Source organism: Paenibacillus sp. GD4 (assembly GCF_030846225.1).
In the GTDB taxonomy this organism is placed as follows: Bacteria; Bacillota; Bacilli; order Paenibacillales; family NBRC-103111; genus Paenibacillus_G; species Paenibacillus_G silviterrae.
The window spans coordinates 3315237-3341945 of sequence record NZ_JAVCYK010000001.1 but is presented as its reverse complement, the minus strand read 5'-3'; the positions used below and the strand labels follow the sequence as shown (position 1 = coordinate 3341945).

The window sequence follows — 26709 nt, the reverse complement described above, 5'->3', positions numbered from 1 at the left end:
TCCTTAAGTTAATTTCACGGTCCAATCCGCTTCCTTCAGCCAAGTCCGGGTTGGGAAATCCCGCCCGCGCAGCGTCACTCGATCCTTATATACCTGTACGTAAAGCCCTTGTGATTTTTCCTTGGAGGCATTCTGGTAGCTGCGGTTCAGCACGCGCCCTACCGACGAATTATGGAAATAATGGAACGTTTCCTTCTCGTAATGCTCGACCCCGTTCTGGAAATCCTGATGGCGATGGCCGCAGAACACGAACACATTCGGGTACGGCTTCAAAATTTCGCGCAGCTTGATCGCAGGGATGACCGAGTGGTTTCCCCCGTCTCTCCCTTTCGGCGGCAGCGGCTGATGGGTCATGATAAACACCGGCTTGCGGTCCTTCTGCTGGGCCAGGCGACCCTTCAACCACTCCAGCTGGTCGTTCGAGTACCACGCGCCCTCGCCGACCTCCGGTTTTTCCTGCACATACGCCTCCTGAGACAGCAGGATCAGCTGATAACCCTTGACCGTTGCGTCATGGTACACATTCTTCAGCCCGAAAAATTTCATGAACCGCTCGCGCGACTGCCAGTCGGTCTTGCTGTTCGGCATTGTATCCTTGTTGAACCCGCCGTTCTTATCGATCCAGATATCGTAATAATCGTGGTTCCCCATATTGGCATAGAGCGGCGGCAGCTTATAGCCCTCGAGCAGCTTTTGCAGCTCCTTGTAGTCGGACTCCCGGCCGTATTCCGTCAGATCCCCCGTCATGACAACCGCTTCTACCGGTCCGTCGAACTTTGTAATGTCCTCCAGCGTTTCTTTCATATGCGTAATGGTATTCGGGTCATCTCTCGAAATATGAAGATCGCTTAAAATAAAATAAGAGAACAGCGGCGCATTCGGATCCGCAGCAGCGGGTGCGGCAGGGGCAGGCGTCGGCTCCGTCTTCGGGGCCACAGGGGCCGTCCCTCCGGCCTGCTGCGTCTCGATGGACTTCTGCAGCAGCCGATACAATCCGGTACCCGAGGCACCGATCAATACCAGCAAACCTAGTAACCAACCTATAAAAGCTCGTCTTGTCACCTAATCCCACTCCTAGTCTGACTTCCTTGACGACGTGCTACCCTCTATTATATAACGTTCCCCCCAAGAGTGCACTTTTTCCGGCAATAAAAAGAGGGCTTATGCAGCCCTCAGATTTTTCCACCCAAATCAAGCGGCTTAGCGCTGAACCAAGCCCCATACAACCTCGCCCTCATCCTGTCCGTTGACCGGCCACCAGCGGAAGCCGTCCTCCGCCACCAGCTGCTGAGCACGCTCAGGTCCCCATGTACCCGCGGAGTACTGCTGAAGATCCTCCGTGCGCTCGCCCCACGCGGCGGCGATCTTGTCCACGTATTTCCAGGCCAGCGCCACCTCATCCCAACGGGTGAAGTACGTCGAATCCCCGCGGGCGGCATCGTACAGCAGGCGTTCGTAAGCCTCAGGGGTGTTCAAGCCCACCTGGCAGCTTTGGCAGAAATCCATGGCGATCGGAAGGATGCTTCCGTCGGAGCCCGGCTCCTTGGCATTCATCTTGAAGTAAATGCCTTCCATCGGGTTGACCCGGAAGACGAGCAGGTTCGGCTCCAGCTTGTGCTTTTTGGACAGATAAACGTTGTTCGGCACATTCTTAAACTCCACTACAACCTCGGTCGTCTTCACCGGGAGCCTCTTGCCCGTACGGATGTAGAACGGCACCCCGGCCCAGCGGAAATTATCCACGAATACCCTGGCGGCGAAATACGTTTCCGTCGTCGACTCCGGATTGACCTTGTCCTCTTCCCGGTAGCCCGCTACCTGCTTGCCCTTGCTTGTCCCGCTTACATATTGGCCGCGAACCGTATTCGCGCGAACCTCCGCCGCGGAATTGAAGCCGCGCAGCGAGCGGAACACCTTCACCTTCTCGTCGCGGATGTCTTCGGGGTGCAAGCGGCTCGGCGGCTCCATGGCCATGATCGCCAGCATCTGCAGCATATGGTTCTGGCCCATATCCCTGAGGGCTCCCGAATGGTCATAGTATCCGCCCCGCTCCTCCACCCCGACCGTTTCACTAAGTGTGATCTGAATGTTGGAGATATAACGGTTGTTCCAGAGCGGCTCAAAGAAAGCGTTGGCGAAGCGGACTACGCTGATATTTTGTACCATTTCCTTACCCAGGTAATGGTCGATCCGATAAATCTCCTCTTCATTGAACACTTGACGAATCTCGGAATTGAGCTTCTCCGCCGACGGCAGATCGTAGCCGAACGGCTTCTCGATCACCAGACGGTGCCAGCCTTCGGATTCAAGCAGTCCGCCGGCCTGAAGATTGTGCGACACATTGCCGAACAGCTCCGGCGCCAGCGCCAAGTAGAACAGGCGGTTGCCGCCTACCGTAAACTTGGTGTCCAAACGGTTCGTCAGCTCGTTCAATTGGCGGAAGCCGTCAATGTTATTGATGTCAAGCGACATGTATTCAAAATGATCCGCGAAGGAGTCCCAATGCTCGTCCTGCGTCACATTATAGCGGGCAAATTCTTGGATGGATTCCAGCAGGTCTTGGCGGAATTGCTCGTTCGTACGGGGACGTCTTGCAACGCCGACCACGGCAAAGCGGTCTCCAAGCTTCCTCTCGCGGTATAGCGCATAGAAAGCCGGGAACAGCTTACGTCGGGCCAGATCCCCCGTAGCTCCAAATATCAAAAATACGGCAGTCGTCATAGTCTCCTCATTCTTTCTATCATAAATTTTGTGTTGTATACGCAAGTGGCAAAACATTCCTGTTCGTGTCGACATTATTAGCATAACGAAAACCTGCCGGAGATTCAACTCATAAGACTTATCATTTTGATAAATCTAATGAATTACGGCAGGCTGATTGCTATAACATCGGATTAATATTCCGTTGTAATCATCGGTGTGCCCAGGGTAAGTCTCCTGGAGCCGTCTTTGGAATCCGTATGCAGACCGACCTGCAGATGGATCTCCTTCTTTCCACTCTTCACCGAGTGCTTCAGCTTGGAGGAGGTATAGCTGACGCTAACCGTTCCGCGATCTTCATAACGTTCCGCTTCTACAGCGGCGAGAGGGGCTGCGATTCGGCCCAATACATCCTCCGCTTCCGTCCGCTGCAGCTGCCTGCTCAGCTCGCCCTGAACCATCACATTCCATACGGGCTGCCATTGTGCTCTCGTCTGCAGCTCGTGCTCAAGCTCTTGCTGCCAGACCGGCAGCTTGCTCAGCTCGGCTGCGTTGATCGTGCATTCCTTTTTCACAATGACGAAGGTTTGGGCATCCTCCCACCAAGTAAGCAGCAGCGTCTTTGTACAGCCGTCCGCCGTCTCCAGCTCCTGACGGTATACCGTTTCCCCCTGCTGCTCGCGCAGCTCATACTCCTCCTTCGGCATGCCGAGCAAACCGCCCAGCTCCTGACCGTAGCCAAGCAGCTTCGCCTTCTCCGTATAGCTGCGGTATGGGCCCGATGCCTTGAGCACAACACGAACCGGAGTTTCTTTGTCGTAGGCCTGGACCGCTTGCTCAGTCAGCATTTCCGCATCCTGATAGGCGCCGCTAGTAAGCATTCCCTGGGCCTGAACCGTCCATGCGCTTGCCAGTAAGATCGCTGCAGCCAACAAACCAAGCATCCAACTTGTCCGTGTTCTCATCGTCATCGTTCCCTCCGCTTTCCGAATCTAGTAACTATCATCTATCAAAAGCATATCCTGATTCGATAGAAAATATACCAAACCCTCAGAAATGGGCGGATTCACCCGGGCATCCGTCTATGACGACAGAGACATTCGCGCATACATTGCCTATGTATAGATGCCATGGAGGTGTGTTGGACGTGAAGCCGATCCATCCGATTTGCGAAGCCAGCTGCAAGGAGCATTACGGGAAACCGGTACTCATTTATTTGAAGGACGGCGGGGAAGTGTTCGGGGTTCTAAGTCGCCTTGAGAACAATCAGCTGATTCTGAACGAAGACCCGAGTGTCGCCGTTACGACGAAGAACAAGAAGAAAGGCAAGGCCGTCATCAAGGGGAAAAAAGGCAAAAAAACGGGTACCGTAGATGCCGCGACCTCGGCCTATCCATTCGCTCCCTATCCGTATCCGCCCTTTTACCCGGGAGGAAGAATCGTCCTCGATATTGCTTTGATCGCGCTGCTCTTTGTCTTAATTTAAGGAAAATTTCAAAAAACCAAGGCTGAAGCGGAGACTTCCTAAGCTCTCGCATGCCTTGGTTTTTCGTTACCTTATATCTTTAATGAGAAAATAACAGCGAATTCGCGGCTCATACTGAACCGCCGAAAATCCTTTGGCTTGGTAAAAGTTCTGGGCCTTCCGGTTGCTTTCATCGACCCATAATCCGACGCTGCGGCTGCCGGTGCGCAGTGCCACCCGTTCGGCTTGCTTCAACAGTGTGCCGCCGATGCCTCTGCCTTGATATCTCGGATCGACGGCCAGCATATCTACGAGCAAGATGTCCCGTCCCGATCTCAAAGAGATGAAGCCGATCACGGCTCTGCTCGGTGCTGTTTGTACATACGTGCTGCAGTGCTTCAGCCGGTTTCTCAGCGTGCTTATCGTGAAGCTCAAGTTCGGCTTGGCCTCTCTGGCAAAAGGCACGAGCAGCCGATTGACCAAATGAAAGATCGTTCCGTCGTCCTGTCTTGGGATGCGTTTGCGCAGCATCGGTACCGCCTCCGTCCGCCCCACATAATGGAATAATCCATTTTATGTTGAGCTCGCGGCAACGGTTATAGGCTATTTCAGATATTTCTTTCCGACGAACGCCATAAATAATACGCAAGCGATAATCACGGCTGCAATGACGATGATTTGAATCCAGTTCATGCCTACACGTTCCTTATGATAGATTGATAAATCATCATATCTCAGCCTTGTGTGAAGTGTCAAGAATGTTTCACAAACCAATTTACGGTAAATAGGGGCTCGGTTATAATGAAAGTAAGATGATGAGAACGGTATGAGGTGATTCGTATGGATACATCGGTTCCCAAGGTTACCCGAACGTATCAGACAACGTCTCTTTGGTATTTGATGGATCTAGAAAGGGACAAGAGGCAGGAAAAATACGCCTTTTTAAACCCTAATCTTCCCCCGGCGAACGCTCCTTTTTATCGTTATGCTTATGAGAGGTATGCCGAGACGTCAGCCCAAAGCCTTGCTTCCCTGCTGAAATCGGCACACAGCCTGAAGCTGGCGTCGGATGATGTGCGTTCAACTACAGGTGCCTCCGCCCTCGACCGGCGCAAGGTTACCGGCAATTCCCATGCGGTGACCGCGCAGGCGAAGGATCAAGCGGAGCTGCAGTCGTTCACTCTGCAGATTGATCAAGCGGCCGTTTCGCAGAAGAATACAGGGGCCGCGCTGTCACGGCTGGCTCCGTCCTCTGTAGAGGCGGGAAGCCATCGCTTTTCCCTGACGGCCGGGGCTACGACTCAGACGTTTCGAGTGGACTTCTGGAGCGGAGAAACGAATGAGCAGGCCCTTGGGAAAATTCGCCGGGTCATTAACGCGGCCGACATGGGCGTGACCGCTACCCTCGTGCGGGATACGACGAACAGCACGGTAAGGCTGGAGCTCACGGCGGATGATACGGGCAAGGGGCATGCGTTCTCCTTGAAGGATGAGACGGGCAATGCGGTTGATGCAACCGGCCTTGCTAACGTGGAACGAGAAGCGGAGAATGCACGGTACCGGGTCAATGGCGGTCCGGCGGTTTCGTCGGAATCGAACAGCATCAGACTCGGAGGCGGACAAGTTACGGCTTTCTGGACCAAGGCGACGGAGGGCTCCGTAACTCTGCAGGTGACGCCGGACAACGATGCCGTAGTGAAGCAGATCGCACAGCTTATCGAGGCCTATAACGGGCTTGCAGCCGCTGCTGAGGAAGCAGGTGCCTTGCTGAGCCCTGCCGTCACTCGCGCCATGGAACGGGCTCTGCCCGAGCGGAGCTTAGAGCTCCTCGGGATCGACAAGCGCAGTGGCGGATCACTGAAGCTGGACCTGGGCGCATCTGAGCTGCAGCGGCGTTTGGAGGAAGACTACGACGCCATTCGGCAAGAGCTCGTCGGCGCAAGCAGTCTTCCCGCACAGCTAAGCAAGCTCGCCGATAAGCTGACGGGCGCACCCTCTTTCGCCTTGCTCAACGTGTATACGTCTCCATACACATCCTTGACGAACTACCAGTATAACCCGATGTATGCCCCGCCGCTCCAGCGGTATTTGCCGGTGCCATGGACGGGAACATTGATGAATCATCATTTTTAGAGAGCATCCCGGGTCCATCCTTTCTTGCCCGAAAGGAAGGCCCGGGATGTTTATTATACTTGCCGGGCCGGCACTCGCAGCCAAGCAGAAGCCGTCCCCCAGAGGACTCCGACTTGGATTTGTGCTTTTATGCAACTTTTTTCGACGGCTATAGCCCTTTCCATTACGGAATTGTGCTAAAACGCAGCTTTCAAGTGCCTATTGGCTGCGATTCGATCGTTTACGGATCCCAAAGCTGCGCTTTTGCAGAAATCCCTGCTCAGATCCCTTACAGCTCTTTCCATTTGTGCTGATTTGCGGAATTCGTCCTCTCAACAAATTAGCGTGAGGTGCCGGCCAGCCGTTCCTTCCGTATCTGTAGCGAACAACGGATTGCTGCAGACTTAACTTCCTTCCGCCGCCCGGATTCGGCAAGCCGGAAGAAGCAGTCCCGTCGGAACAGCTCGATAAGCGCCAACTTGGCGGCCTGCTGGGCTCCCGGCGCATCTTGCAGCACATAATAGGCTACCTGATAGCAATAAGCCTCATGAACTCTAAGGACTTCCGCTTTCTGATCCGGCAAGAGCTCCTCTCCGAATTCGGCACGTTCTTTTTTCACTTGCAGTGCGGACATACGGACGTCAGCCCCTTCCTCGTCGTGTCAAACATACATCCTTTATCTATATAGACGGTGGTACCCCTGCAAAACTTTCACTTTATTAATAAAAAAAACCGCCAAAGTTGAAACTCCGGCGATTTGTTCATCAATTGGTCACATTTTACTCGACAAGACCATGTTTAAAAGCATAAATGGCAGCCTGCGTCCGATCCTCTACGCCCAGCTTAGCCAAAATATTCGTTACATGGAATTTGACCGTCTTCACTCCGATGAAAAGCTCGTCAGCCACATCCTGATTGGACTTCCCGGAAGCGATCAAACGGAGCACCTCCATCTCGCGCTCGGTCAGCTCCTCATGCGGCTGTACCGCCGCCTTCGGCTGGCGGAAGCGGTTCATGAGCTTGGAAGCCACCTGCGATTCCAGCACTGACTGACCCTTCACGGCGGAACGTATCGCCTGCGCTATTTCCGCGGCGCGCGACGTTTTCAGCAGGTAGCTGAATGCCCCCGCTTCAATGACCGGATAAATCTTCTCGTCATCGATGAAGCTGGTCAGCACGATGACCTTGCAGTCCGGATGCTGCTGGAGCAGCCGGCGTGTCGTCTCGATGCCGTCCATGCCCTCCATGACCAGATCCATCAGCACGACATCCGGCTTGTATTCCAGCGCCAGCCGGATCCCCTCTTGTCCGCTGCTGGCCTCGCCGACCACCTCAATTTCGTCCTCTGTACTCAGAACGGCCGCGAGCCCGATCCGCACCATCTCATGATCATCCACCAGCAGCACCTTAATCGTCGTCTCTTCCACTCTCATGCCCTCCTTCCGCCATGATCGGAACTCGTATATCAATCCGGGTGCCTTTGCCAGGGGCTGTAATCAAATTCAAGGAGCCCCCGATTTCGTTCACCCGTTCCTTCATCGTCACGATGCCATACGACGAATGCTTCTTGTCGTCAAGATTGAAGCCAACCCCGTTGTCCCGTATGAGCAGGCGCAGCGCGTCAGCCGACGGCTGGTTCAGACGAACCTCCAGCTTCGTCGCCTTCGAATGGCGAAGCGCATTCGACATCGCCTCCTGCACGATCCGGAACAGGTGATCCTCAATCCCCTTCGGCAGCCGAATGTCCTCCTCGATCTCCGAGGAGATCTCCATCGGCACCTTCGCCGACAGCTCCTGGAGCAGCTCGAGCAAGCCCTCGGACAGCCGCTTGCCTTCCAGATGCACGGGGCGCAGGTGCAGCAGCAGCGCGCGCATCTCAGATTGAGCGACGGAGGCCATCTCCTCGATCAGATGAATTTGCCGCTGCGCCTTGTCCAGATCCTTCTCGAACGTACGGCCCACAGCCGTTGCCGTCATCGAGATCGCGAACAGCTGCTGGCTCACCGCATCATGCAGCTCTCTGGCCAGCCTCTGTCGCTCCTCCACGATCGCGGAGTACTTCGCCTTCTGGGCGAGCTGTGCATTATTGCTCGACAGACGCTGGAGCGAGCTGACCTGCTCTTCCCATTTTTTTGTAATGGAATTGAGCTGCTCGCCGAGGCGTCCGATTTCGTCCTCTCCGAGAGGCGGGACGGAGCGGCTGAGGTTCCCTTTTTCCAGAGACAGCATTACTTCCCTCAGCAGCTCCAGCCTTCGCTTTGTCCGGCTGCTCGTCCAAAGCCCGTAAATCCCGCCGATGATTACGACCATAGCGATCAGGGTTAAGCTTAACCGGACCCCCTCCTGCCACGACGCGAAGGGAACCATATACCCGTTCGAGCTGAGAAAGTACACCACGACGGCAAACAAAACAAGGCTGAGCCCAATCGACTCCGCCATGCTTCGCCATATCATGTTGGTCAGACGTTTCTCCTGCCCGTGGCCGCCCATCGACTTACGCCTCCACTTGAGATTTACACGATTTTGATATCTATATCTGCTACGACGTACGAAATCATAAGTTTCACTTGACGGTCCGCAGAATAATAATTCGGCGACTGCCATACGACCTTGTTGAGTATGCCCGCTTCCTTATGGGTGCCGATATGCGCCTGCCCGAACAACACCGACGCTGTGACCGATATGCCGATGTCCTCAGGCACGATCAGATCAATATCTGCGATAACGCCCTGCAGAACGATCGTCGTTTCCTTCTGCTCAGGGATCGCATAGGTCAAATCCATCTGCAGCTCGCCGAGCACGTTCCAGATGGACATGTTGCGCAGAATCCACGGATCGCGCCCCCAGCGGATGCTTTCAATGAGGCTTTGCTTCTGCACATGCTGTTCATCTCTCTGGATCTGCCTTGATCTCACATAGAAAAAGCCGAGGGAGATCAGCACCACCGCGATGATGAGCGGCAGGTTGCCGCCCACCAGAAGCAGCATCGCGATCGCCATCATAATGTAGCCCTTGCGTGTGGCTCCCGAGCGGATTTTGTGAACGCCTATCAATAAGAGAAAGAGGGCAACGACGGTAAAGAAGCTGAAGTGATTGTCGAGAAGCAGGAACAAGCCGGCCCCAATCAAGATCAGCGCAATGTTGCGATTGCTGTGTTTCATCCGTGTCGCCCCCCTTTTGTCGGATCTCAGGTAGTGGTACAAAAAGCCATAGCGGCTGGAAATCATGCCCTCTATGGCCTTTCATAGCATATCATACTTGATTGACAGGCTCAAAGTGTATTTTTCATGAAAGCTTACGCTTGTTCAGCCGACAGCTTCTCTTTCAGCTGCGCCAGCTGATCGTCGATTCGCTGCTGCTTGGCGGTATCTACAGCGGGTACGCTGCCGTAGCCTGCATAAGCACTGCCGGTGTATGGAGTACGAGCGATTTCCGCTTCCACCTCAAGCGCCATGATCTTCTCTTCCATGCGGCGGAAGCCTTTCACCGCTTGGCCGCCTTCGATCACATTGTTCGCCGTCACTTCCGCCATTTGCTTCTTCGCCTTCGCCAGCTGGGCACGGGAGACAAGCTCGCTGCGCTTGTTGCGCATTTGGTAGTAGGCATCCTTCATCTCATGCAGCTGCTGAACAAGCTCCGCCGCTTGCACTTTGGACTGCTCGTGCATGTCGGTATACTCGCTGATTTTGCCCTCGTAATACAGCTTCTGCTCCAGCAGCTGGCGCGTTGCGGCCTCGTCGCCGTTCTTGAGCGCTTCCTTCGCCTGCTCTTCCCGCTGAGCGATCAGGCGGATCGTTTCTTCCAATCGCTGCTTCAGCTTTCGCTCATTGGCGATCTGGCGTGCTACCGTAACCTCCGCTTGCGCAATTTCCTCTTCCATATCGCGAAGGTATTGGTTCAGCATCACAATCGGATCTTCCACCTTATCCAGCAGCTCGTGCAGCGAAGCCTTCGTCATATCCTTAATTCTCGAAAAAACACCCATGATTACACATCTCCTTTAGTTTGGTTGGATTGGTTTTGTTTTTCATATTGCGCTACTTTAGCGCGCAGCTCTTCGATCTCTTTCCACATGGCCTTCTTCTCAATATCCTTCATCATTTCATCCAGATGGCTCTGTTCCGCGGCATCTTGCTGCGGAGCTTGCGAAGCCGCCCCGGCGTAGCTTGCTTCATGAGGAGGCGTCCAGCCGCAGCGCTGTGCTTTGCGGTAGTATCGTTCCGCCTTCCTCCACTCTTTCCAGCTGCCGAAATGCTGGCCCCACTGATGCCCGAAGCCGGGACCGCCTGGACTGCCGGGTCCGGCAGGTCCGCCGCCGTAGGCTGAGCCGTAAGGACCGGCGCCGATGCCGTTCCAAGGCTCCTTGGGCACTACAAGCGCCGTCAGCAGGTAGAACGGGATGACCGCTCCGCTGGATAAAATCGTTGCACCCACCACAATGACGCGAAGCAAAGTGGAATCGATGTTCATTACTTCCGCTAATCCGCCGCACAAGCCGGTCAGCTTGCGGTCGACGCGGGATCGGTACAATTTGGTCATGGCCGCATCCAGCCCTCCTTCTCCAGCTTCTGCCGCAGCTTCGACATTTCCTGCTCAAGTGCGCTGGACGCTGCCGTACTGGCTGTTGTCCAAGCGTCGCGCACTTGCCCCCGCACTTCGCGGAGCGTTCGTGCCGTAATTTCCATGTCGCTTACGCGCTCCTCCAGCCGATCGAACAGTCTTGGCGACGGTACCCCGCCCGCTTGACGAAGCCGCTCGTTCATGCGCTGCTGTAGTCTTACGGATTCCAATCTTGCAATATAATAAGTACGCTTCGAGGCAATCTCATCGAAATCGGCCTTCAGCTGCTGGATTTGCTCCTCCAGCTCCACGATGCCGAGCTTGCTTTGCTCGTACAGCGCCTTATACTGTCCAGCCTTCTCTTCCTGTTGAAGCTTTTCTTGCAAAGCAAGGCGTGCCACTTCATCCTCGCCGGCCTTCAAGGCCAGCAGCGCTTGCTGCTCGCGGCGCGCTTTGAGCTGCTCCGCCGAGGTGTACTGCTGGCGAAGCGATGCCGCATGGGACAGACACTGCTGCAAGAGCCGCTCCGACTCGCGAATTTGCTCGGACTGGGAGGCGAGGTACTTGTCGATCAGCCGTACCGGGTCCTCCGAGTTTTCCAGCATCTCATTGAAAGAAGCTACCGTCAGATCACGGAATCGTTTCCCTAAGCTCATTCCTTCTACCACCTTTTCCAAATTAGTGATCTATCTGTTTGCAACTTGGGAGCTAAATTATACCCACGACTTGCCGCGAAGCATCGAAATCCCGTAAACGATCAACCCGATCGCGATCAGGATGGCGAAGAACCCGGATAGCTTGCCCAGCAGGATGATCCCGCCGAGGCCCATCAGAATCCAACCGATCGCCGTGCGTCCGTTCTTGATTCCGAGATAGCCGAGGCCGACCATCGCAGCCGGGAACAGCCAGCCCATCAGGTGTCCCGTATGCACGCCGATTTTGTTTAGAATGATCAGCGAGCCGAAGAAGATAAGCAGAAGTGCCAATCCGCTGTTTCGAGTTAGTTTCATTTATGTACTCACCGCCTTTCGTTGTGATGTCGTTTGCTTATGTCTTTATTCTAGGGTTTTGGGCGGCTTTCCAAAACGGACCTGCGGCGGTTTTTGATACTGGACCAAAGTCCAGTACCCCCTCCGACTGAAGGCAAGACTACTCCCGGACCCTCCTTGGATAAAATCTCCGCACGAAGAAAGACTACGCTATAACTACGTAGACTCGAAAAGGAGACATGACGGGATGCGACGTACCTTATGTACCCTGCTTATAGGCATAAGCCTATTCAGCTTCGCTGCCGGGATCGGCCGGGCATTCCCCGCTCTGCCTGTAATGACCTCGGAGCCTGACCTCGTGCAAGTGTTTGATGTGCAGGAGGAGCGCGTCGTGTCGCGGCTCGGCATGACGCCTGAGATTCGCGAAGCGGCGGCACGCTGGCTCCAAGACGTGAGGGGCGTATCCCCTCGTTTTGAGATCGGGACGAAGAGCGGCATCGTGATCCGCATCCCGCTTCAGCCGAGTCTGACCGTAATGCCGGTCCCCGGGGTCAGCCTTCACTGCCGTGAGCTCTATGCGCTCATTCCGGCTAAGTCCGTACAAGAAGAAAGCCCCCTTCTGCTGGCTTTCAGCGAAGAGGGCCGTACGTATGCATTTGAATGTAACCGCTCCGTGCTGGAGCCGTTTCTTATTCGATATGGGCTGGAAAAGGAGTTTACTCGGTAGTCCAGGGCTGGGGTACTGACCTTACGGTTTCTCCCGTTTGGATCGCCTGTTCGATCAGTAACCCCAAGTACTGGTCGTGCGAAGCCTCGGAGAGACTATAAAATTCGGGGCCGCCTGCCGCATAATCAGCCATTTTTTCCAAGCAATGGGCAATTGCGAGCTCATCGTCATACAGTCTTGCAGGCGCGAACGGATTTTCATAAGCCCATTGCTCCCCGGCCATATAGCCTTGAAGGAAATAGCCTTCTTGATTTTCCAATTCGCCCTTGTTGATCCGCTTCATATCCAGATGCAGCGGCGTACGGTAATCCTTCATCACAGTAAGGCGGTTATCGAAAATTTCTCCCCGCTCCCCTCTTACGGACAAGTGGTTGGAGCGAATCCAGGACCGGTGCTGATCCTTGGTAAAATCATAAATCCCCAGCTTATCGCCAAAATCGAGCCATGCCAGGTCTCTCTGCGCCGGAATCCGCTTCTCCTCCTTCGGGGGACCGCTGCGGTTAGGTCCGGCCATCCATTCGGTATGAAATCTCATCCCCCGAATGGCCACCTCCTCGAATCCGACCCCCAGCATTCTTCGAATCAAGCTGACGCCATGGTAGAAATGCGATACGGATACGGTGGCTTCCGTAATGCTTCCGAGCCGCCCTTGCTTGATGACGGCAGCCCGGGCCTGATTGACCGGGTGCAGATGATACTGCTCGGCAACCTGGACACGGGCCCGCATGCTTGTCAGCTTTTCGTAAAGTGTCGTTAAGCCTTGCAAATCGGCAGCAGGCGGCGTTTCCGCGAGCACGGGGATACCTAAATTCGACAGCTGAAGCAAATACCCCCCGCGAGCAGAGAGACTCACGGATTCCACCACAAAATCGGGCCGCTCTTTGCTCAATAATTCCTCCAGCGTTCGGTAGGTGTTCACCTTCCACTGCTGCTCCAGTGCCTTGCCCTTGGCCTCGTCGCGAACGACCATACCGCTGACCTGAAACCTGTCCGGAAGTGCCTGCGCGATTCTAAGATAGTATTGCGCCCGAAAGCCGGCACCGCCAAGGATACTGAATGATGCAGGTTTGCCCATTGTTATCGCCCTTTTCGTTGTGTATTGGATATTACCTCCGCACTACAAAGCTTAAGCAATCGGAGGACAGGATCACCTTTCGCTCACCTCGTTCAATATCGAACCGAAGCGGTTTGACCGTAGAATACAGCAGGCTCCAGCCTGTAAACACGGCCTCCAGGTTCTTTACGGCCTGTTCCGTCCTCAGGTTGAGCTCCATCAACGTCTCCAGCGTTTCCCCTGTACCTGCGTCTGTTTCTCTGATGTTCGTGCTCATGATGATGCAGACGATTCCGCTCTCCCGGACTCCGCTTCGCATACGCTCCAGTACCTGACGCCATATCCGCTCCGATTCTACATGCTCTAATGCGGAAACCGCTACAATATAGTCGTAGCTCTGCTCCGGGATCTCGAAGCTTCCTATATCGGACTCGCACGTCTCGATATAATCTCGTACACCATAGTATGTGCCGTATTCCTTCAGCTTCGCCAGAGCCGTATCCATGATGTCCACCCCAACCACCCGGCCGCCCCGTCCCTTCAATGCCTGCGCCAGAGGAATGCTGTTACGCCCTACCCCACAGCCCAGATCGAGCACCGTTACTTCCCCGTAGGCATCGAACGCCCGAAACGTCTCCAGCACGGTGAGTACAGGCTTTTGCAGCCACGAACCCGCTTCAAATAAAGCATGCTTCGCATAACAAGCCTCATGGTACTTCCGTTCCTCTTCACGAATACGTGCTATTCTAGCGTCCAGCCTCTCCCCCAAAAGGAAACACCTCGCTCCTTTTTTACTCCTGCAAGCACACAGATACGAATATACATTCGCCAAGGCCCGGTCATCTCCTGCATGAAACAAAAGAGACCCCGCCGTCACAAGCCTTGTAACAGCAGGATCCCTTATCGCTAGAAAAAGTCAGGCAAATACGTTTGGCGTACCGGAATCAGCTGCTCCCAAGCCTCAATGGCCTCATCCTCAGCCCGGACCCTGCCGATTTCCTGCAAAAATCTCGGACGCTGGTACCCCATCAGCATAGCCGATAGAGTGGGGATGTCAGTCATGAGGAGCGGCACGCCCTTCGGCGCCTCCTCCAGCTTCACGATGGTCGCCGTACCCGATTCGTCCACCTCCAGCTTGAAGTAGCCGTCATTCCAATCCGCCTGATGATCGGTCACCCGAAGCGCCAACACATATTCCACGCCTGATTGGAACGGGTACCGTTCAACGAAGCCTTGTACATCCACGATTCGCGCCATAAAATACGGCACCACCTCCTGCTTCACCCTCGGATTATCCAGAAGGAAAGCCAGTTGGTCGCCCGCCGGCGCCTGCACAACAAGCTTCGTAATCATCGAATCGTGATTGCCGAGGAATCTCCACAACGCCAGCCGCGCTCCATGATGAAGGCTTACAAGCTCGTGGACGGTGCATACCTTATCCTTCACATGGTAGTACACATAGCCCATCGGCTGACCCGACGGATCATAGTAGACGGCGGTTGTTCCTTTTTTCACCAGGACCCGATCCCTCCACCACTCTTCATCACGTACCAGCGTGCCGTTATAACGGGAGGCGTATGCATCATAAATACGGTTCAGCAGCTCGATCTGACCGTCTACCCGCTCAATCCGGCCCGGTTGAGGAGCCAGCTTGGGCAGCAGCTCCGTTTCGATTTCGTATTTCTTGTACTCGCAGTAGGTTTCCCATCCGAACTTGCGGTAGAAGGCAAACTGAAACGGGTGCAGGAACGAAACCGTCTGGCCCTTCTCCTTCATTACCTTGAGTGCATTGTCCAGCAGCCCCGAGACGAGTCCCCCTCTTCGATGCTCCGGCCAGCTCGCGACACCGGCTACTCCGCCCATCGCATAGACCTTTCCTTGGATCCAGGTCTGCAGCTCCAGCAGGTTCAGCTTTGCCGCCAACTGGTCACCCAGGAAGCTCCCCCAGATCTGCTCGGGCTTTGCCGTAGCCAGTCTCCGTTCACGCTGCTCCGGTGTAAACTCCATTTGAAAAGCAAATTCCGACAGCGCTAAGCTATCCGGCAATTCCTCTGACGTTAACTGGCGAATGTTCATCTCCATCGCGTTTCTCCGCTCCCTTTAGCTTAACTCTTCAAGCCGACGCGAGCGCCGCCTTGCCCCAGGACTGCTCCCCATGTGCATCCGGCTCCAGTGTGGTCGCCACCCTGCTATACTCCCTTGGGCTCGAAGGTGAAATAAAATCGATCCCCGCCCGTTATAAGGGTACAATGTACCCTCATTCACAGGCTTGTTATCCTATTACAATCGTTGCCAACCCGCGGGAAACATAATCCTGCTCGCCCGGATTCAAGCTTGGAATCACGCGCATTTCCCGGCACACTCGAACGCTTACCAACCGGCGACAGCGCTTTCTCAGACGCAAGCGGCAGCTGCTCGCACATGTTCATAACCGGCGATGTCCTGTCTGCTGCCATTGTAACCCAATTTCATGAGAAATTCCATGATCGGAGATGGAGGAGGCGATCGGTCCCAAAGCCCCCCTGCGGCGTTACCTGCATTTCCTGCATCTAATTTTCGTCGTTCCACCTCGTTTCGCATGATTTACTCTTGGAACTGCCGCTACTGCACCTTCGTTGCACGGAATGGACCTCTGTCAAGAAAGTAGACACAGAAACTATGAAACCTGGTGTTGTTCATAGTACCTCTTCTCGCACTGATGCGGGGTGAGATAACCAATCGTCGAGTGGATGCGGATCCGGTTGTAGTCGAACTCAATGTACCGGTAAATTGCATCATACGCCTGTTTTCGGGTGTGAAACTTTGTTTGGTACACGAGCTCTTTCTTCATTACGCTGTGGAAGGACTCGATACATGCATTGTCGTAGCAGTTGCCCTTACGACTCATGCTGCCAATCATCTCATGCTTCGTCAGCCGCTCGCGGTATTCGTTTGAGGCATACTGTGAGCCTCGATCAGAATGGTGAATTAGACCTGGAGGAGGCTTTTGCCGTTCACAAGCCTGGTCAAACGCTTCCAACACTAGTTCTTTGGTCATTCGCTCCCCAAGCGCCCAACCGACGATTTTGCGAGAGTACAGGTCCATCACGCTCGCTAGGTAAACCCAGCCCTTAGATGTCCCAATGTACGTAATATCTGTTACCCATACCTTGTTCGGTGCAAGTACGTTAAAGCCGCGGTTTAACACATTGTCATACACCGGTTGATTATGTTTCGAGTTGGTGGTTGCTTTGTATTTCTTCACTGTGCAAGAGCGCAGCCCCATCTCTTTCATCAGGCGAGCCACTGTTTTCGTCGAGATGGTATCGCCTTCTTCACGCAATTTGGCTGCAATCTTATCACTGCCGTAACGACGCTTGTAGGCATAGAAATGATGCTGGATTCGCTTCATCCGTTTCTTGCGAAGCTTTTCCTGTTCGCTTGGCTTTCGGTTCAGCCACTTGTAGTAACCGCTTCGGGAAACGCCCATCACAGAGCACATCTTCTCAACACGAAACTGGAAGCGGAATTTACGGATAAACGCGTAAATCAGTCTCGGTTTTTCGTGAAGAAGTGCATCGCCTTTTTTAGAATCTCGTTCTCCTCTTGAAGTTCTCGATTCATCTCTTCGAGCTTTTTGAGTCGTTCGTAATCGACAAACAGTTGCGACTTTTCACCCGTGTTGGTAAACTGCTTTCTCCACGCTCGAATGCTGCTTACAGGGATATCCAATTCTTTGGACACTTCGGCTGGGGTTTTCCCACTCTCTTGCATATGTTTTACGGTTTGACGCTTGAACTCTTCATCAAAATGCTGACGAATATCTCCCATGACACACCTCGACCTTTCAGTTTATTTTATTGTACCAGGTCGCTGATAGAGTGTGTCTACTTTCTAGTCTAGCTCCAGAATGGCAGAAGTGCTATTATTTTGCCTCTTCCCACTTTGCAACAAGGAAGCTGAGGCGATTAATCGCATTTTTGCAACTACCGGCGGAATTTCGGACCTTTCGTAGCGCGCAATGGCAAATGTGCCATTATTTGGCCCCTTCCCGCCTTACAACCAGGAAGCTGAGGCGATTAGTCGCATTTTTGCCACTACTGGCGGAATTTCGGACCTTTCGTAGCGCGCAATGGCAGAAGTGCCATTATTTCAACTCTTTCCGCTTTGCTGACAACGATCATAAACGGTTTATGGCTAGGAGTTATTGCTGTTATCCCCCCACTCAATCAATACAGCCGGATTAGCTGTATAAGATGCAGTCACTTTCCCTGCCACATTCACTCCATTGCTCCTCGCCACCCCAGCCCCCTCCTACTGCTGCAGCTCCACATCCTTCGGTCTGGGCAATAGGATCGTCCCGCCTATTCAGTACTTCATACCCCGGATGTAGGTACTCGAAGCTCCCCACCATAGGCCACCACACATGTCGCAAGAACATCACCTCTCCATGCCGTTGCCCTCGCTCCAATCTGCTGCGACGTTCCCCCTGTCTTTTCTCCAAATCAACCTCCTGTGAAAAATGAAAAGAACGCCCTGCCGCCGCTCCTCCAAAACCAGAAGCAGTACAGGACGTTCCTCGTCTCCATTTACCAGTATAACCCAATTGGTAGCATGTATCTACTCAAACCTTCCATAAAACGCCTTGCGATACACCTCAGCCAGCTCCGTGACAAGAGGCATCCTTGGGTTTGCGGTCGTGCATTGATCCTCGAACGCACGATCCGCCAGCTCCTCTACCCGCTTCTCGAACACAGCAGGATCAATGCCAAGATCGGCGAACTTCTCCGGAATACCGAGCTTCCGGTTCAGGTCCCGAATCGCTTCAATCAAGCTGTTTACGCCCTCCTCGGTCGTCTTCGCAGGCAGCCCCAGGAAGCGGGCAATCTCTGCATACCGCTCATCCGCCACGAAATGGTCGTATTTCGGGAACGAGGCGAACTTCGTCGGCTTCCGTGCATTATACCGAATGACGTGCGGCATCAGAATCGCATTCGTGCGGCCATGTGCGGTGTGGAATTCCCCGCCCCACTTATGCGCAAGACTGTGGTTAATGCCAAGGAACGCATTGGCGAAAGCCATCCCCGCAATCGTGGAAGCGTTATGCATCTTCTCTCGAGCAAGTGGGTCGCCTGTGGCATAAGAAGCCTCCAAATACTTGAACACCAGCTGGATTGCCTTCAGAGCAAGCCCATCCGTGTAATCGTTCGCCATGACGGACACATAGGCCTCAATCGCGTGAGTCAGCACGTCCATCCCTGTATCCGCTACAGCCGTCTTCGGCAAGCTGTACACGTACTCGGGATCGATAATCGCCACATCCGGCGTCAGCTCGTAATCGGCCAAAGGATACTTGGTGTGGCCGACCTTCTTATCCGTGATGACCGCGAACGAGGTTACCTCCGAGCCCGTACCGGACGTCGTCGGGATCGCCACGAACTTGGCCCGGCGCCCCAAGCGGGGATACTTATAGACACGCTTGCGGATGTCCATGAACTTCTGCTTCAACGAATGAAAGCTGGTGTCCGGGTATTCGTAGAACAGCCACATCGCCTTCGCTGCGTCCATTGGAGACCCTCCGCCTAAGGCAATGATACAGTCCGGCTGGAAGGCCGCCATCATCGCGGTGCCCCGCTCCACCGTTTCTACCGACGGATCGGGCTCTACCTCGGAGAATACCTCTATCAACACCGGTTTACTCCGCTTCCGCAAATAGTGCTCCACCCGCTCCACGTACCCGAGCTTTACCATGGCCGCATCCGTAACGATCATCACCCGCGTGATGTCAGGCATCTTCTCAAGGTATTGGGTCGAGCCCTTCTCGAAATACACCTTCGGCGGTACCTTAAACCACTGCATATTCACCGTACGGTAAGCGACCCGCTTCAGATTGAGCAGATGCACGGCCGTCACGTTCGCCGTAGTGGAGTTATGACCGTAGGAGCCGCAGCCAAGCGTAAGCGAAGGAAGGTTCGTATTATAAATATCCCCGATCGCCCCGTGCGTAGAAGGTGAATTGACAATGACCCGCCCGGTCTTGAGCACGGAGGCAAACTGCTCGATGACCGTCTTATTGTTCGAATGAATGACAGAGGAGTGTCCCATCCCGCCGTACGCCACCACCTCGGCGGCCCGCTGAATGCCTTGCTCCGCATGCTTCACCTTATAACACGCCAATACGGGACTCAGCTTCTCGGCGGACAGCGGATGCGCAGCGCCGACCCCCGTAAGCTCGGCAACAAGGATTTTCGTGTCCGAAGGCACCGTCACACCGGCCATCTCAGCTATCTTGACCGCCGGCTGCCCTACGATAACGGCGTTGACGGCACATTTTTCCGGATGGATGACAAGTCTGGATACGAGCTCCGTCTCTTCCTTGGACAAGAAGTAACAGCCCATTTCCTTCATCAGGCGCTTCGCCGCATCGTAAATCGGCTCCTCGAGAATGACCGCTTGCTCCGATGCGCAAATCATGCCGTTGTCGAACGTCTTCGACAGAATCAAATCCGTTACCGCCTGCTTCAGATCGGCCGACTTTTCGATGAAGCAAGGCACATTGCCCGGACCGACTCCCAGTGCCGGCTTGCCAGTGCTGTAGGCGGATTTCACCATCGAGGATCCCCCCGTGGCCAGGACCAACGCGACATCCTTATGGTTCATCAGCAGCTGTGTCGCCTCGACGGAGGGCGTCTCGATCCATTGGATGCAATCCTCCGGCGCGCCGGCTTTTACAGCCGCATCCCTAACAACGGCGGCAGCCGCCACGGAGCACTTTTGCGCCGACGGATGAAACGCGAATACGATCGGGTTTCTCGTTTTGACAGCAATCAGTGACTTGAACATCGTAGTTGAAGTCGGGTTCGTCACCGGCGTCACCCCTGCAATGACACCAACCGGCTCCGCTACGACACTGAAGTTCTCATACGGGTTTTCCTCGATAACGCCGACCGTTTTGGCATACTTGATACTGTGATAAATATATTCCGTCGCAAAAATATTTTTCGTAATCTTATCCTCGTATACCCCGCGTCCCGTCTCCTCTATTGCCAGCTTCGCAAGCGCCATGTGCCGGTCTAGCCCGGCGAGCGCCATCTGCTGCACAATGCGGTCGATCGCGTCTTGATCCAGGCTCATATACTCCTGCTGTGCCGCCTTGGCCCGTTCCACAAGCCGGTCTACCTGCTGCTGGACGGACACGTTCTCCGCCCTTTCCGTCTCCTGCCGTGCTTTGTTTACTGCCATCTCCATCCACTCCTCTATAGAAATGATCCTTCCTGATCACTATGTTACTTTTTTCACAAGGAAAGAACTATGAAGTTGCTCACACCGTAAATATTTTTTTCCTGCACAAAAAAGAAAAGGACCACCCTCAGGTGATCCTTCTCACATCCTATGTACCTTGCTCGAATCAATACGCCGAACCGCCGTACAAAAACCGGTTGTTCCACTGGGTTCCGCTAATCGAATCGATGCGTACGCCGCCCGAAGCGACCGAATACGTATGCAGCATTTGGCCGTCCCCGAGATAAATGCCTACGTGCGTAACCGGCTCCGTTGACTTGTTGATCCCTTGGTAATCCGAAGCACTGGAGCCTTTGTAGGACATGAAGAACATCAGGTCGCCGCGCTTCAGCTGGCTCCAATCGTTTACCTGGTTGCCCTTGCCCCTCACAAAGTCCGCCTGTGCCTGAGAATCACTCGGGAGCACCGTTCTTGCGCCGAGCCAGAAGATCGTCTGCATGAAATCAGAGCAATCGAAGGTGGAATCCTCCCAACGGGTAGAGCCGAATTCATAAGGAGTTCCCAAGTAAGCCGTACCGGAATTGATAATGCTCTCCACCCGCTCCGCCATAGGCAGGATCACACCGGTAACGGAGAAATCCGTTGCCAGATATTGCGAACCTGCGCTTACGTAGCCGCTCACTCCAGAGGCATCCTCCGCCCGGTACCAGGAAGCATTCACCTTCTCGATGACATAAAGACCCTCCCCCACCGGCAAGGAGCGGATAATCGAAGACGAAGTCGAAGGCTGCGTACGGAAATTCACTTTGGCGATCACTTCCGCATTCGATAAAACATCAATGTAAGTGCCGCTGGAGCTGACGTACCCAGTCAAACCCTGAGCATCCTGAATTTGATACCAATTGGGATTGACCAGCTGCAAGGCCGTTACCACTTCACCGGCTTTGAGGTAGCGCATGACATTGCTTGAGGTGGACGGCTTGTCCCGGAAACTGACGCTTTTCGTCGCCTTAAGCTTGGTAACGGTCTCGGCGGCCTTCGCCGCCTGCATCGGAACCAGAAGCATACACATCATAAGCATGGCTAAGCCGGCGATCCACATTTTTTTCATCGTTAATTCCCCCGAGTTGTTAGAATGTCCTACCCGATCCGGAGTTGCCTAGGGAACGATGTAAAAAAAGAATCTTCCGCTGCAACGCCGCGCGCAGACGTCTTGCGGAGGTCCTCTTTCCTTCGATCGTTCGACAGCTGGCTGGCAAGAAGAACACCGAAACCGGCGTTCTTCGTAGCCCCTATAGCTTTGCGCCGCTGATTTTCATCAGGTTTGCCTTTTCGGGACGGAAAGTGGAAATGCTTTGCATACTCTGAGTATAATTCGACAATATTTTTCCGGCATGTGTCCAAATGCGTATTTTTTTCCATGGAATATTTAAGTTTTATTGCCTATTGTGCTCATGTTAATTTTTGTAAGGGACTTATAAGGACTCCAAGTGCTTGAGAAGTTCGTTGATTTCACGGCGCTTGTCGTTCCTGGAGATTTACAGCATTGGGCAGCAGGGATCCTTAGGGGAGGTTAGAGAAATATAGACTATTGGTCCTATACATTCGGACATTTCGTATCCCGTTTCTTTTTTAAGGGGAGGTCATTCGTATCAATAAAAATGCAGTAGCCGTGTTTTCATTCGCCGGTTACCATATTATACCTTTAAATTTAGGAGTTTATATCCTTGAAGTCGTATCTATCGAAGGGCCGGTTGGAATTAAATCCTCTTTTAGACCTGATCTATATAGTTCCCCATACCTGCCCCCAGCCTCTACTCTTCCTCCCAGCATCCTTCGCTGTATCCCTCGGTAAGCAGTCCGCCGTACGGACGCAGCACTTCATGTAGCAGCTGTATGACCGGCTCATGCTCATCCTTGCGGTATAACTGTTCCAGCGCAGCGACCAACGAATTACTCAGCTCTTCGTCGAACCTCCGCAGCATACGCAAGGCCCACTTCCCGTCTCCTATCCATTGCCGGTTAGCTCTTAATACAAATTCATGCACAGAACCGATCAGTTTCCCAGCAATAAACAATCTCTCAGCTCGATCCCTGCTGCTTTGCAGATCAAGCAAGCCATTTGTGATGTCATACCTGGCATCGCTCAGCTGCTGCGTAGTCCACTCGTAGGGTCCGGCCTGCAGCGCATCCCGTGCCAGTCCGATAAGCTCCGCCGCCGAACCGTCATCCCGCAGAACCGCTCCTTCGGTGCACATACGCAGTATCGACGGAAGTCCCGACTCGGCTGCCGCCTCGATAAACATAGGAAAGCTGTCGCGGGTAACCACGAATGCCTCAATCAACCAGCCGTGGGCGGTGTACGTTTTGCGGAACGGATACGACCGCGATTCATCCAGGATAACCAGATCCAGATCGGAATCCGAGGTGTCCATGCCTTTCACGGCACTACCGGCAAGTATGGCTGCATTGCATTCGGGAAATTGCTTCTCAAGAAACCATTCCGCCGCTTTCAGGGAAGACACTCGGCCCGCCATCTTATCCCTTCGACCCCACAAGAACGGCTGAACCCAGGAAGTCTCTGCTTTGATCCATCATGTCCGTATACGTAAGCGAGGTGTGCCATACGGAAGCGTCAATATAGGCACCTTCACTTACGATTTGATGCTCATCCGGATGATTTAGGTCATCCTGCGCCGACAGCTCTTCCATAGGGGAGACGGAGAGACGAATGTCGGTGAAGCCCTGCGCTTCCAGAATCGCTCCCCATTCCTCTGCAGATAGCAGTTGGGCAATGCCTAGAAATTCCACCAGTTCGTCTTTAATGCCTCCCGTCACATCGTGAAGGCGGATCACTTCACTGTCATATAACATCCCCCCGGGCTTCAGCACACGGTAATATTCCGAAACGGCTGCCGATGCATCCGCGAAGTTGGTAACGGATTCGGCAAGGACAAGATCAAATTGATTGTCCCCAAAAGGAAGCCGGCAAATATCGCCTACCGCAAAATCTACCTTCACCTGCTGCAATTCACTGCGCTTTTTCGCCTTCTCAATCATCCCCGGTCGCAAGTCGACGGCATATACTTGAAAGCCCTTTTGTGCAAGCAGACATGCTGTACGGCCTGTTCCGCACCCAACCTCCAGAATGGAGCTGCCCGGCTGCAGCGGAATGGTATCCAGCATTTTTAAGGTAAAAGCGAATCCTCCGGGATGGGCGCTGCCTATTCCCAAATGCGTTAACATATCTAAATATTTCAAGGTTAATCCTCTCCTTCGCACACTACTAATAAGTAAATGCGCGGAGCGAGGAGATGGTTTGGGCGATTGCCTCAGGGCATCCGTCCAAACAATTCATAAGCGGCTCCATATGCTGTTGTAGAAAACGTCAGGGAGGTGATAGACATGAGTGCAGTTGCAGGCTACCGCTCTTCCACAGCAGCGATCCTTGTGCTTTACATCCTGTTGGTCATCATTTTGTCCGCAGGTTTCTTTGTCTAAATGACACAGGGACGATTAAGAGCGTCGACCACTTCGGCCGACGCTCTTTCCTGCCTTCTTTTAAGCTTCCGCCAGCTGAAGCACGCGAACCAAGGCTCCGCGGGGAGGGGCTTGCCCGCCTGCAGGAATGCACAGCAAACACTCCGCATCCTTGATTGATACCATGATGCTGGACTTGTCCCTACCGGCAGGCGCTACCTTTAGTGTTGCTTGCTCGGTGTAAGTACGGGCTCTTACATAGCGCGGGTAAGCGGAGCCTTTGCCGTAATCCGCATCCAGCAATGCGGTACATTCTCTGGGCAAAGGACGGGCGCAGCCTTGAATCGCCTTAAGATACGGCCTCACGAACAGCTCAAAGCCGACGAAGCTTGCTCCCGGATTGCCTGACAAAGCAAACAGCGGCTTCCCCCGCCACCAGCCGAACGAGCTTGGACTCCCCGGGCGCATCGCCACCTTGTTGAAGATAAGCTCCCCGTCCCAGCGCTGAAACAGCTCGACCAGCACATCCTTATCACCGACGGAAACTCCCCCGGTCGTTACGAGGATATCCGCCCAGTCCAGCGCCTGCAGCAATGCCGCCTCTACCGTTTCCGGACAGTCCGGTAAAATCGGCATCAGCCTTGGCTCTCCTCCTGCTTCACGGATCTGGCAGGCAAGCATATGGCTATTGCTGCCTCGTATACGGCCAGGCTCCAGCGCAGCTTCTATTGGGAGCAGCTCGGAGCCGGTGGAGAAGACCGCCACTCGAGGTACACGGTGCACCCTCACCTCGGCACAGCCGAACGTAGCCAAAATGGCCGCTTCCCCGGGTCCGATACGGCGTCCTGTTTCCAGCAGCAGCTCCCCCACCCCGATTTCCTGACCGATTGGAGTGATGTTGTCACCCATCCGCATCGACTTGCGGACCAGGACCTTGTCGCCCTCCGGCCCGTCACCGGCCAGCAGCTTGTCCGTCATCTCCAGCATAATGACCGCATCCGCACCTTCCGGTACGACTGCTCCAGTCATAATGCGGGCCGCCTCTCCCGGCTGCACGGACCTTTCCGGCACCGATCCGCAAGGAATCGTCTCCGTCACGCGAAGCGCAACGGGCCGCAGCGCTTCCGCGTCCAGGCTGTCACTGGCCCGGATGGCATAGCCATCCATCCCCGAGCGGCGAAAATGCGGCACCGGATGGTCTGCTATGACGCTCTGCGCAAGCCTTCGGCCATGAGCCAGCTCCAGCGGAACGGCTTCCGCAGGCAGCAGCTCCGCCCGATTTAGGATAAGCTGCTGCGCCTCCTCCACCGTGATCGCTTTCCTGCCGAAGCGCAGCGAATTCGTCTGATCTGCGGCCATGCTTACCCTCCAATCTGCGACATGCGGCGCACCGTCGGCGTGTGGCTCTGCCGTTCGTTCAGCAGCGCCTTCGCCATTTCGTGGCTTTCGGGCTTCACGTCAAGCGCACGGAAGAACAGCTCGGCCAGCGCCTTGTCGTCGCCGATGGCCTTGCGTACGTTAAATTCGTCCGACCAATACAAACAAGGCTTGATGTTCCCGTCCGCCGTCAGCCGGAGCCGGTTGCAGGTTTCGCAGAAATGATCGCTCACAGGATGGATCAGACCGAATGAACCCGCGGCACCGGTAATTTTATAGTTTTGCGACGGTCCGTTTCCGTACACCTCTCCCGAAGGCTCGGCAAGCCACCCCTTGGCTTCACAAACATCCAGTACGGTACTAAGGGGGACATACTTATCCTTCCAGTTCTGGTCGTCATGACCGATCGGCATATATTCTATAAAACGCACCTGCAGGCTCCTCTCGATCGTCAGCCTCAGGAAATCTTCAATTTCGTCATCATTCAAGCCCTTCATGAGCACGACATTCAGCTTGATCGGGTCAAGTCCCACGCGGTAGGCTGCCTCGATACTGCCCAGCACCCTTTGGATGTCGCCGCCACGGGTAATCAGCTTGAAGCGGTCTGCTTTCAACGAGTCCAGACTCATATTGATCCGAGTCAGCCCGGCTGCCTTAAATTTCTCCGCCCGCGATGCAAAATATATCCCGTTCGTTGTGAGCGCGATATCCTCAATACCGGGGATGGCGCTCAGACTAGCGATCAGCTCTTCCAAATTTTTGCGCACCAGCGGCTCTCCGCCGGTAATCCGCAGCTTGCGAACCCCATATCCGGCCAGTACGCGAACGACTTCGGTAATCTCATGAAAGGTGAGCAGCTTCTCCTCAGGCTCAAACTCCATACCTTCCTCCGGCATGCAGTAAACACATCGAAGATTACAGCGATCCGTTACTGAAATGCGAAGATAATCATGAACTCTTCCAAACCGGTCCACTAGCACCATAGACATCCATACCCCTCCCCGCTCTCAGCCTCTTGTAGCTA

Annotated in this window: 25 protein-coding genes, 1 pseudogene and 1 riboswitch; of the genes and pseudogenes, 4 read left to right on the top strand and 22 right to left on the bottom strand. The window is 54.2% G+C overall.

From position 1 onward, the window contains the following. Positions 1-3: 3 nt before the first annotated feature. The 3 genes from RAC89_RS16155 to RAC89_RS16145 form a co-directional block, all read right to left on the bottom strand. On the bottom strand, positions 4-1062 hold the full coding sequence (locus tag RAC89_RS16155) for a metallophosphoesterase family protein (protein WP_306614677.1): 1059 nt from the start codon (positions 1060-1062) through the stop codon (positions 4-6). 138 nt (positions 1063-1200) lie between these two features. Beyond that, positions 1201-2721, bottom strand: a complete 1521-nt coding sequence (gene zwf, locus RAC89_RS16150) for a glucose-6-phosphate dehydrogenase (protein ID WP_306614676.1) — start codon at positions 2719-2721, stop codon at positions 1201-1203. Between the two features lie 173 nt (positions 2722-2894). Then, positions 2895-3665, bottom strand: a complete 771-nt coding sequence (locus tag RAC89_RS16145; RefSeq protein ID WP_306614675.1) for a YwmB family TATA-box binding protein — start codon at positions 3663-3665, stop codon at positions 2895-2897. Positions 3666-3847: 182 nt separating this feature from the next. Here RAC89_RS16145 and RAC89_RS16140 point away from each other — a divergent pair, with 182 nt between their 5' ends. Continuing rightward, complete coding sequence (locus RAC89_RS16140; RefSeq protein WP_306614673.1) at positions 3848-4186, top strand: hypothetical protein; 339 nt, start codon at positions 3848-3850, stop codon at positions 4184-4186. A 66-nt stretch (positions 4187-4252) separates the two neighbouring features. Here the strand turns inward: RAC89_RS16140 and RAC89_RS16135 are convergent, their stop codons facing one another. Further along, entirely contained in the window at positions 4253-4696 is a 444-nt protein-coding gene (locus tag RAC89_RS16135) for a GNAT family N-acetyltransferase (protein ID WP_306614672.1), read from the bottom strand. 309 nt (positions 4697-5005) lie between these two features. Between RAC89_RS16135 and fliD the strand changes: the two genes are divergently transcribed. Further along, complete coding sequence (gene fliD / locus RAC89_RS16130; RefSeq protein WP_306614670.1) at positions 5006-6298, top strand: flagellar filament capping protein FliD; 1293 nt, start codon at positions 5006-5008, stop codon at positions 6296-6298. 319 nt (positions 6299-6617) lie between these two features. Here fliD and RAC89_RS16125 read toward each other — a convergent pair whose 3' ends face one another. The 8 genes from RAC89_RS16125 to RAC89_RS16090 all read right to left on the bottom strand — a co-directional run bounded on the left by RAC89_RS16125 (position 6618) and on the right by RAC89_RS16090 (position 11847). After that, a complete protein-coding gene (locus RAC89_RS16125) occupies positions 6618-6896 on the bottom strand; it encodes a hypothetical protein (protein WP_306614668.1) in 279 nt (92 codons plus the stop codon). Positions 6897-7056: 160 nt separating this feature from the next. Then, entirely contained in the window at positions 7057-7710 is a 654-nt protein-coding gene (locus RAC89_RS16120; protein WP_284644341.1) for a response regulator, read from the bottom strand. Continuing rightward, positions 7685-8767 (bottom strand): sensor histidine kinase, encoded by a 1083-nt coding sequence (locus tag RAC89_RS16115; protein WP_306614665.1) that lies wholly within the window; start codon positions 8765-8767, stop codon positions 7685-7687. Before RAC89_RS16115 ends, RAC89_RS16120 begins: the two co-directional genes overlap by 26 nt. Before the next feature lie 23 nt (positions 8768-8790). Continuing rightward, the gene (liaF, locus tag RAC89_RS16110) at positions 8791-9438 is read right to left on the bottom strand and encodes a cell wall-active antibiotics response protein LiaF (RefSeq protein ID WP_306614663.1); all 648 of its coding nucleotides are present in this window, start codon (positions 9436-9438) and stop codon (positions 8791-8793) included. A 134-nt stretch (positions 9439-9572) separates the two neighbouring features. Continuing rightward, positions 9573-10262 carry a PspA/IM30 family protein gene (locus tag RAC89_RS16105; RefSeq protein ID WP_306614661.1) on the bottom strand — a complete coding sequence of 230 codons (690 nt, stop codon included), beginning with the start codon at positions 10260-10262 and terminating at the stop codon, positions 9573-9575. 2 nt (positions 10263-10264) lie between these two features. Then, a complete protein-coding gene (locus RAC89_RS16100; RefSeq protein ID WP_306614659.1) occupies positions 10265-10816 on the bottom strand; it encodes a PspC domain-containing protein in 552 nt (183 codons plus the stop codon). Next, positions 10813-11493 (bottom strand): PspA/IM30 family protein, encoded by a 681-nt coding sequence (locus tag RAC89_RS16095; protein WP_306614657.1) that lies wholly within the window; start codon positions 11491-11493, stop codon positions 10813-10815. Before RAC89_RS16095 ends, RAC89_RS16100 begins: the two co-directional genes overlap by 4 nt. A gap of 57 nt (positions 11494-11550) precedes the next feature. Next, positions 11551-11847 (bottom strand): LiaF transmembrane domain-containing protein, encoded by a 297-nt coding sequence (locus RAC89_RS16090; protein ID WP_284644333.1) that lies wholly within the window; start codon positions 11845-11847, stop codon positions 11551-11553. Positions 11848-12073: 226 nt separating this feature from the next. Between RAC89_RS16090 and RAC89_RS16085 the strand changes: the two genes are divergently transcribed. Beyond that, positions 12074-12553 carry a hypothetical protein gene (locus tag RAC89_RS16085; RefSeq protein ID WP_306614655.1) on the top strand — a complete coding sequence of 160 codons (480 nt, stop codon included), beginning with the start codon at positions 12074-12076 and terminating at the stop codon, positions 12551-12553. Here the strand turns inward: RAC89_RS16085 and RAC89_RS16080 are convergent. The 8 genes and pseudogenes from RAC89_RS16080 to RAC89_RS16040 all read right to left on the bottom strand — a co-directional run bounded on the left by RAC89_RS16080 (position 12543) and on the right by RAC89_RS16040 (position 24089). Beyond that, complete coding sequence (locus RAC89_RS16080) at positions 12543-13628, bottom strand: Gfo/Idh/MocA family protein (protein WP_306614653.1); 1086 nt, start codon at positions 13626-13628, stop codon at positions 12543-12545. The genes RAC89_RS16085 and RAC89_RS16080 overlap by 11 nt on opposite strands. A 31-nt stretch (positions 13629-13659) precedes the next feature. Beyond that, complete coding sequence (locus tag RAC89_RS16075) at positions 13660-14376, bottom strand: class I SAM-dependent methyltransferase (protein ID WP_306614651.1); 717 nt, start codon at positions 14374-14376, stop codon at positions 13660-13662. 137 nt (positions 14377-14513) lie between these two features. Beyond that, the gene (locus RAC89_RS16070) at positions 14514-15689 is read right to left on the bottom strand and encodes a GNAT family N-acetyltransferase (protein ID WP_306614649.1); all 1176 of its coding nucleotides are present in this window, start codon (positions 15687-15689) and stop codon (positions 14514-14516) included. Between the two features lie 574 nt (positions 15690-16263). Next, positions 16264-17408, bottom strand: a pseudogene (locus tag RAC89_RS16065) (IS3 family transposase). Between the two features lie 798 nt (positions 17409-18206). Then, the gene (gene adhE / locus RAC89_RS16055; protein WP_306614647.1) at positions 18207-20828 is read right to left on the bottom strand and encodes a bifunctional acetaldehyde-CoA/alcohol dehydrogenase; all 2622 of its coding nucleotides are present in this window, start codon (positions 20826-20828) and stop codon (positions 18207-18209) included. A gap of 166 nt (positions 20829-20994) precedes the next feature. After that, positions 20995-21939, bottom strand: a complete 945-nt coding sequence (locus RAC89_RS16050) for a C40 family peptidase (RefSeq protein ID WP_306614645.1) — start codon at positions 21937-21939, stop codon at positions 20995-20997. A gap of 129 nt (positions 21940-22068) precedes the next feature. Then, a riboswitch (cyclic di-GMP riboswitch) is annotated at positions 22069-22167 on the bottom strand. Between the two features lie 475 nt (positions 22168-22642). Beyond that, complete coding sequence (locus tag RAC89_RS16045; RefSeq protein WP_306614643.1) at positions 22643-23353, bottom strand: nucleotidyltransferase domain-containing protein; 711 nt, start codon at positions 23351-23353, stop codon at positions 22643-22645. Positions 23354-23366: 13 nt separating this feature from the next. Then, entirely contained in the window at positions 23367-24089 is a 723-nt protein-coding gene (locus RAC89_RS16040) for a class I SAM-dependent methyltransferase (RefSeq protein ID WP_306614641.1), read from the bottom strand. 144 nt (positions 24090-24233) lie between these two features. Between RAC89_RS16040 and RAC89_RS16035 the strand changes: the two genes are divergently transcribed. After that, the gene (locus RAC89_RS16035; RefSeq protein ID WP_284644314.1) at positions 24234-24329 is read left to right on the top strand and encodes a YjcZ family sporulation protein; all 96 of its coding nucleotides are present in this window, start codon (positions 24234-24236) and stop codon (positions 24327-24329) included. A 60-nt stretch (positions 24330-24389) separates the two neighbouring features. On the opposite strand, the gene RAC89_RS16030 is transcribed toward RAC89_RS16035, so the two are convergent. Both RAC89_RS16030 and moaA read right to left on the bottom strand, forming a co-directional pair. Beyond that, entirely contained in the window at positions 24390-25667 is a 1278-nt protein-coding gene (locus RAC89_RS16030) for a molybdopterin molybdotransferase MoeA (RefSeq protein ID WP_306614639.1), read from the bottom strand. 2 nt (positions 25668-25669) lie between these two features. Further along, a complete protein-coding gene (moaA, locus tag RAC89_RS16025) occupies positions 25670-26674 on the bottom strand; it encodes a GTP 3',8-cyclase MoaA (protein WP_306614637.1) in 1005 nt (334 codons plus the stop codon). Positions 26675-26709: the final 35 nt, after the last annotated feature.

What these genes read in the sequence shown, in the direction of transcription:
- RAC89_RS16135 (WP_306614672.1), bottom strand. Translation starts at nt 4,696, where the DNA reads ATGCTGCGCAAACGCATCCCAAGACAGGACGACGGAACGATCTTTCAT.
- RAC89_RS16120 (WP_284644341.1), bottom strand. Translation starts at nt 7,710, where the DNA reads ATGAGAGTGGAAGAGACGACGATTAAGGTGCTGCTGGTGGATGATCAT.
- RAC89_RS16090 (WP_284644333.1), bottom strand. Translation starts at nt 11,847, where the DNA reads ATGAAACTAACTCGAAACAGCGGATTGGCACTTCTGCTTATCTTCTTC.
- RAC89_RS16050 (WP_306614645.1), bottom strand. Translation starts at nt 21,939, where the DNA reads ATGAAAAAAATGTGGATCGCCGGCTTAGCCATGCTTATGATGTGTATG.
- moaA (WP_306614637.1), bottom strand. Translation starts at nt 26,674, where the DNA reads ATGTCTATGGTGCTAGTGGACCGGTTTGGAAGAGTTCATGATTATCTT.
- RAC89_RS16145 (WP_306614675.1), bottom strand. Translation starts at nt 3,665, where the DNA reads ATGAGAACACGGACAAGTTGGATGCTTGGTTTGTTGGCTGCAGCGATC.
- liaF (WP_306614663.1), bottom strand. Translation starts at nt 9,438, where the DNA reads ATGAAACACAGCAATCGCAACATTGCGCTGATCTTGATTGGGGCCGGC.
- adhE (WP_306614647.1), bottom strand. Translation starts at nt 20,828, where the DNA reads ATGGCAGTAAACAAAGCACGGCAGGAGACGGAAAGGGCGGAGAACGTG.
- RAC89_RS16100 (WP_306614659.1), bottom strand. Translation starts at nt 10,816, where the DNA reads ATGACCAAATTGTACCGATCCCGCGTCGACCGCAAGCTGACCGGCTTG.
- RAC89_RS16085 (WP_306614655.1), top strand. Translation starts at nt 12,074, where the DNA reads ATGCGACGTACCTTATGTACCCTGCTTATAGGCATAAGCCTATTCAGC.
- RAC89_RS16070 (WP_306614649.1), bottom strand. Translation starts at nt 15,689, where the DNA reads ATGGAGATGAACATTCGCCAGTTAACGTCAGAGGAATTGCCGGATAGC.
- RAC89_RS16080 (WP_306614653.1), bottom strand. Translation starts at nt 13,628, where the DNA reads ATGGGCAAACCTGCATCATTCAGTATCCTTGGCGGTGCCGGCTTTCGG.
- RAC89_RS16035 (WP_284644314.1), top strand. Translation starts at nt 24,234, where the DNA reads ATGAGTGCAGTTGCAGGCTACCGCTCTTCCACAGCAGCGATCCTTGTG.
- fliD (WP_306614670.1), top strand. Translation starts at nt 5,006, where the DNA reads ATGGATACATCGGTTCCCAAGGTTACCCGAACGTATCAGACAACGTCT.
- zwf (WP_306614676.1), bottom strand. Translation starts at nt 2,721, where the DNA reads ATGACGACTGCCGTATTTTTGATATTTGGAGCTACGGGGGATCTGGCC.
- RAC89_RS16115 (WP_306614665.1), bottom strand. Translation starts at nt 8,767, where the DNA reads ATGGGCGGCCACGGGCAGGAGAAACGTCTGACCAACATGATATGGCGA.
- RAC89_RS16030 (WP_306614639.1), bottom strand. Translation starts at nt 25,667, where the DNA reads ATGGCCGCAGATCAGACGAATTCGCTGCGCTTCGGCAGGAAAGCGATC.
- RAC89_RS16095 (WP_306614657.1), bottom strand. Translation starts at nt 11,493, where the DNA reads ATGAGCTTAGGGAAACGATTCCGTGATCTGACGGTAGCTTCTTTCAAT.
- RAC89_RS16105 (WP_306614661.1), bottom strand. Translation starts at nt 10,262, where the DNA reads ATGGGTGTTTTTTCGAGAATTAAGGATATGACGAAGGCTTCGCTGCAC.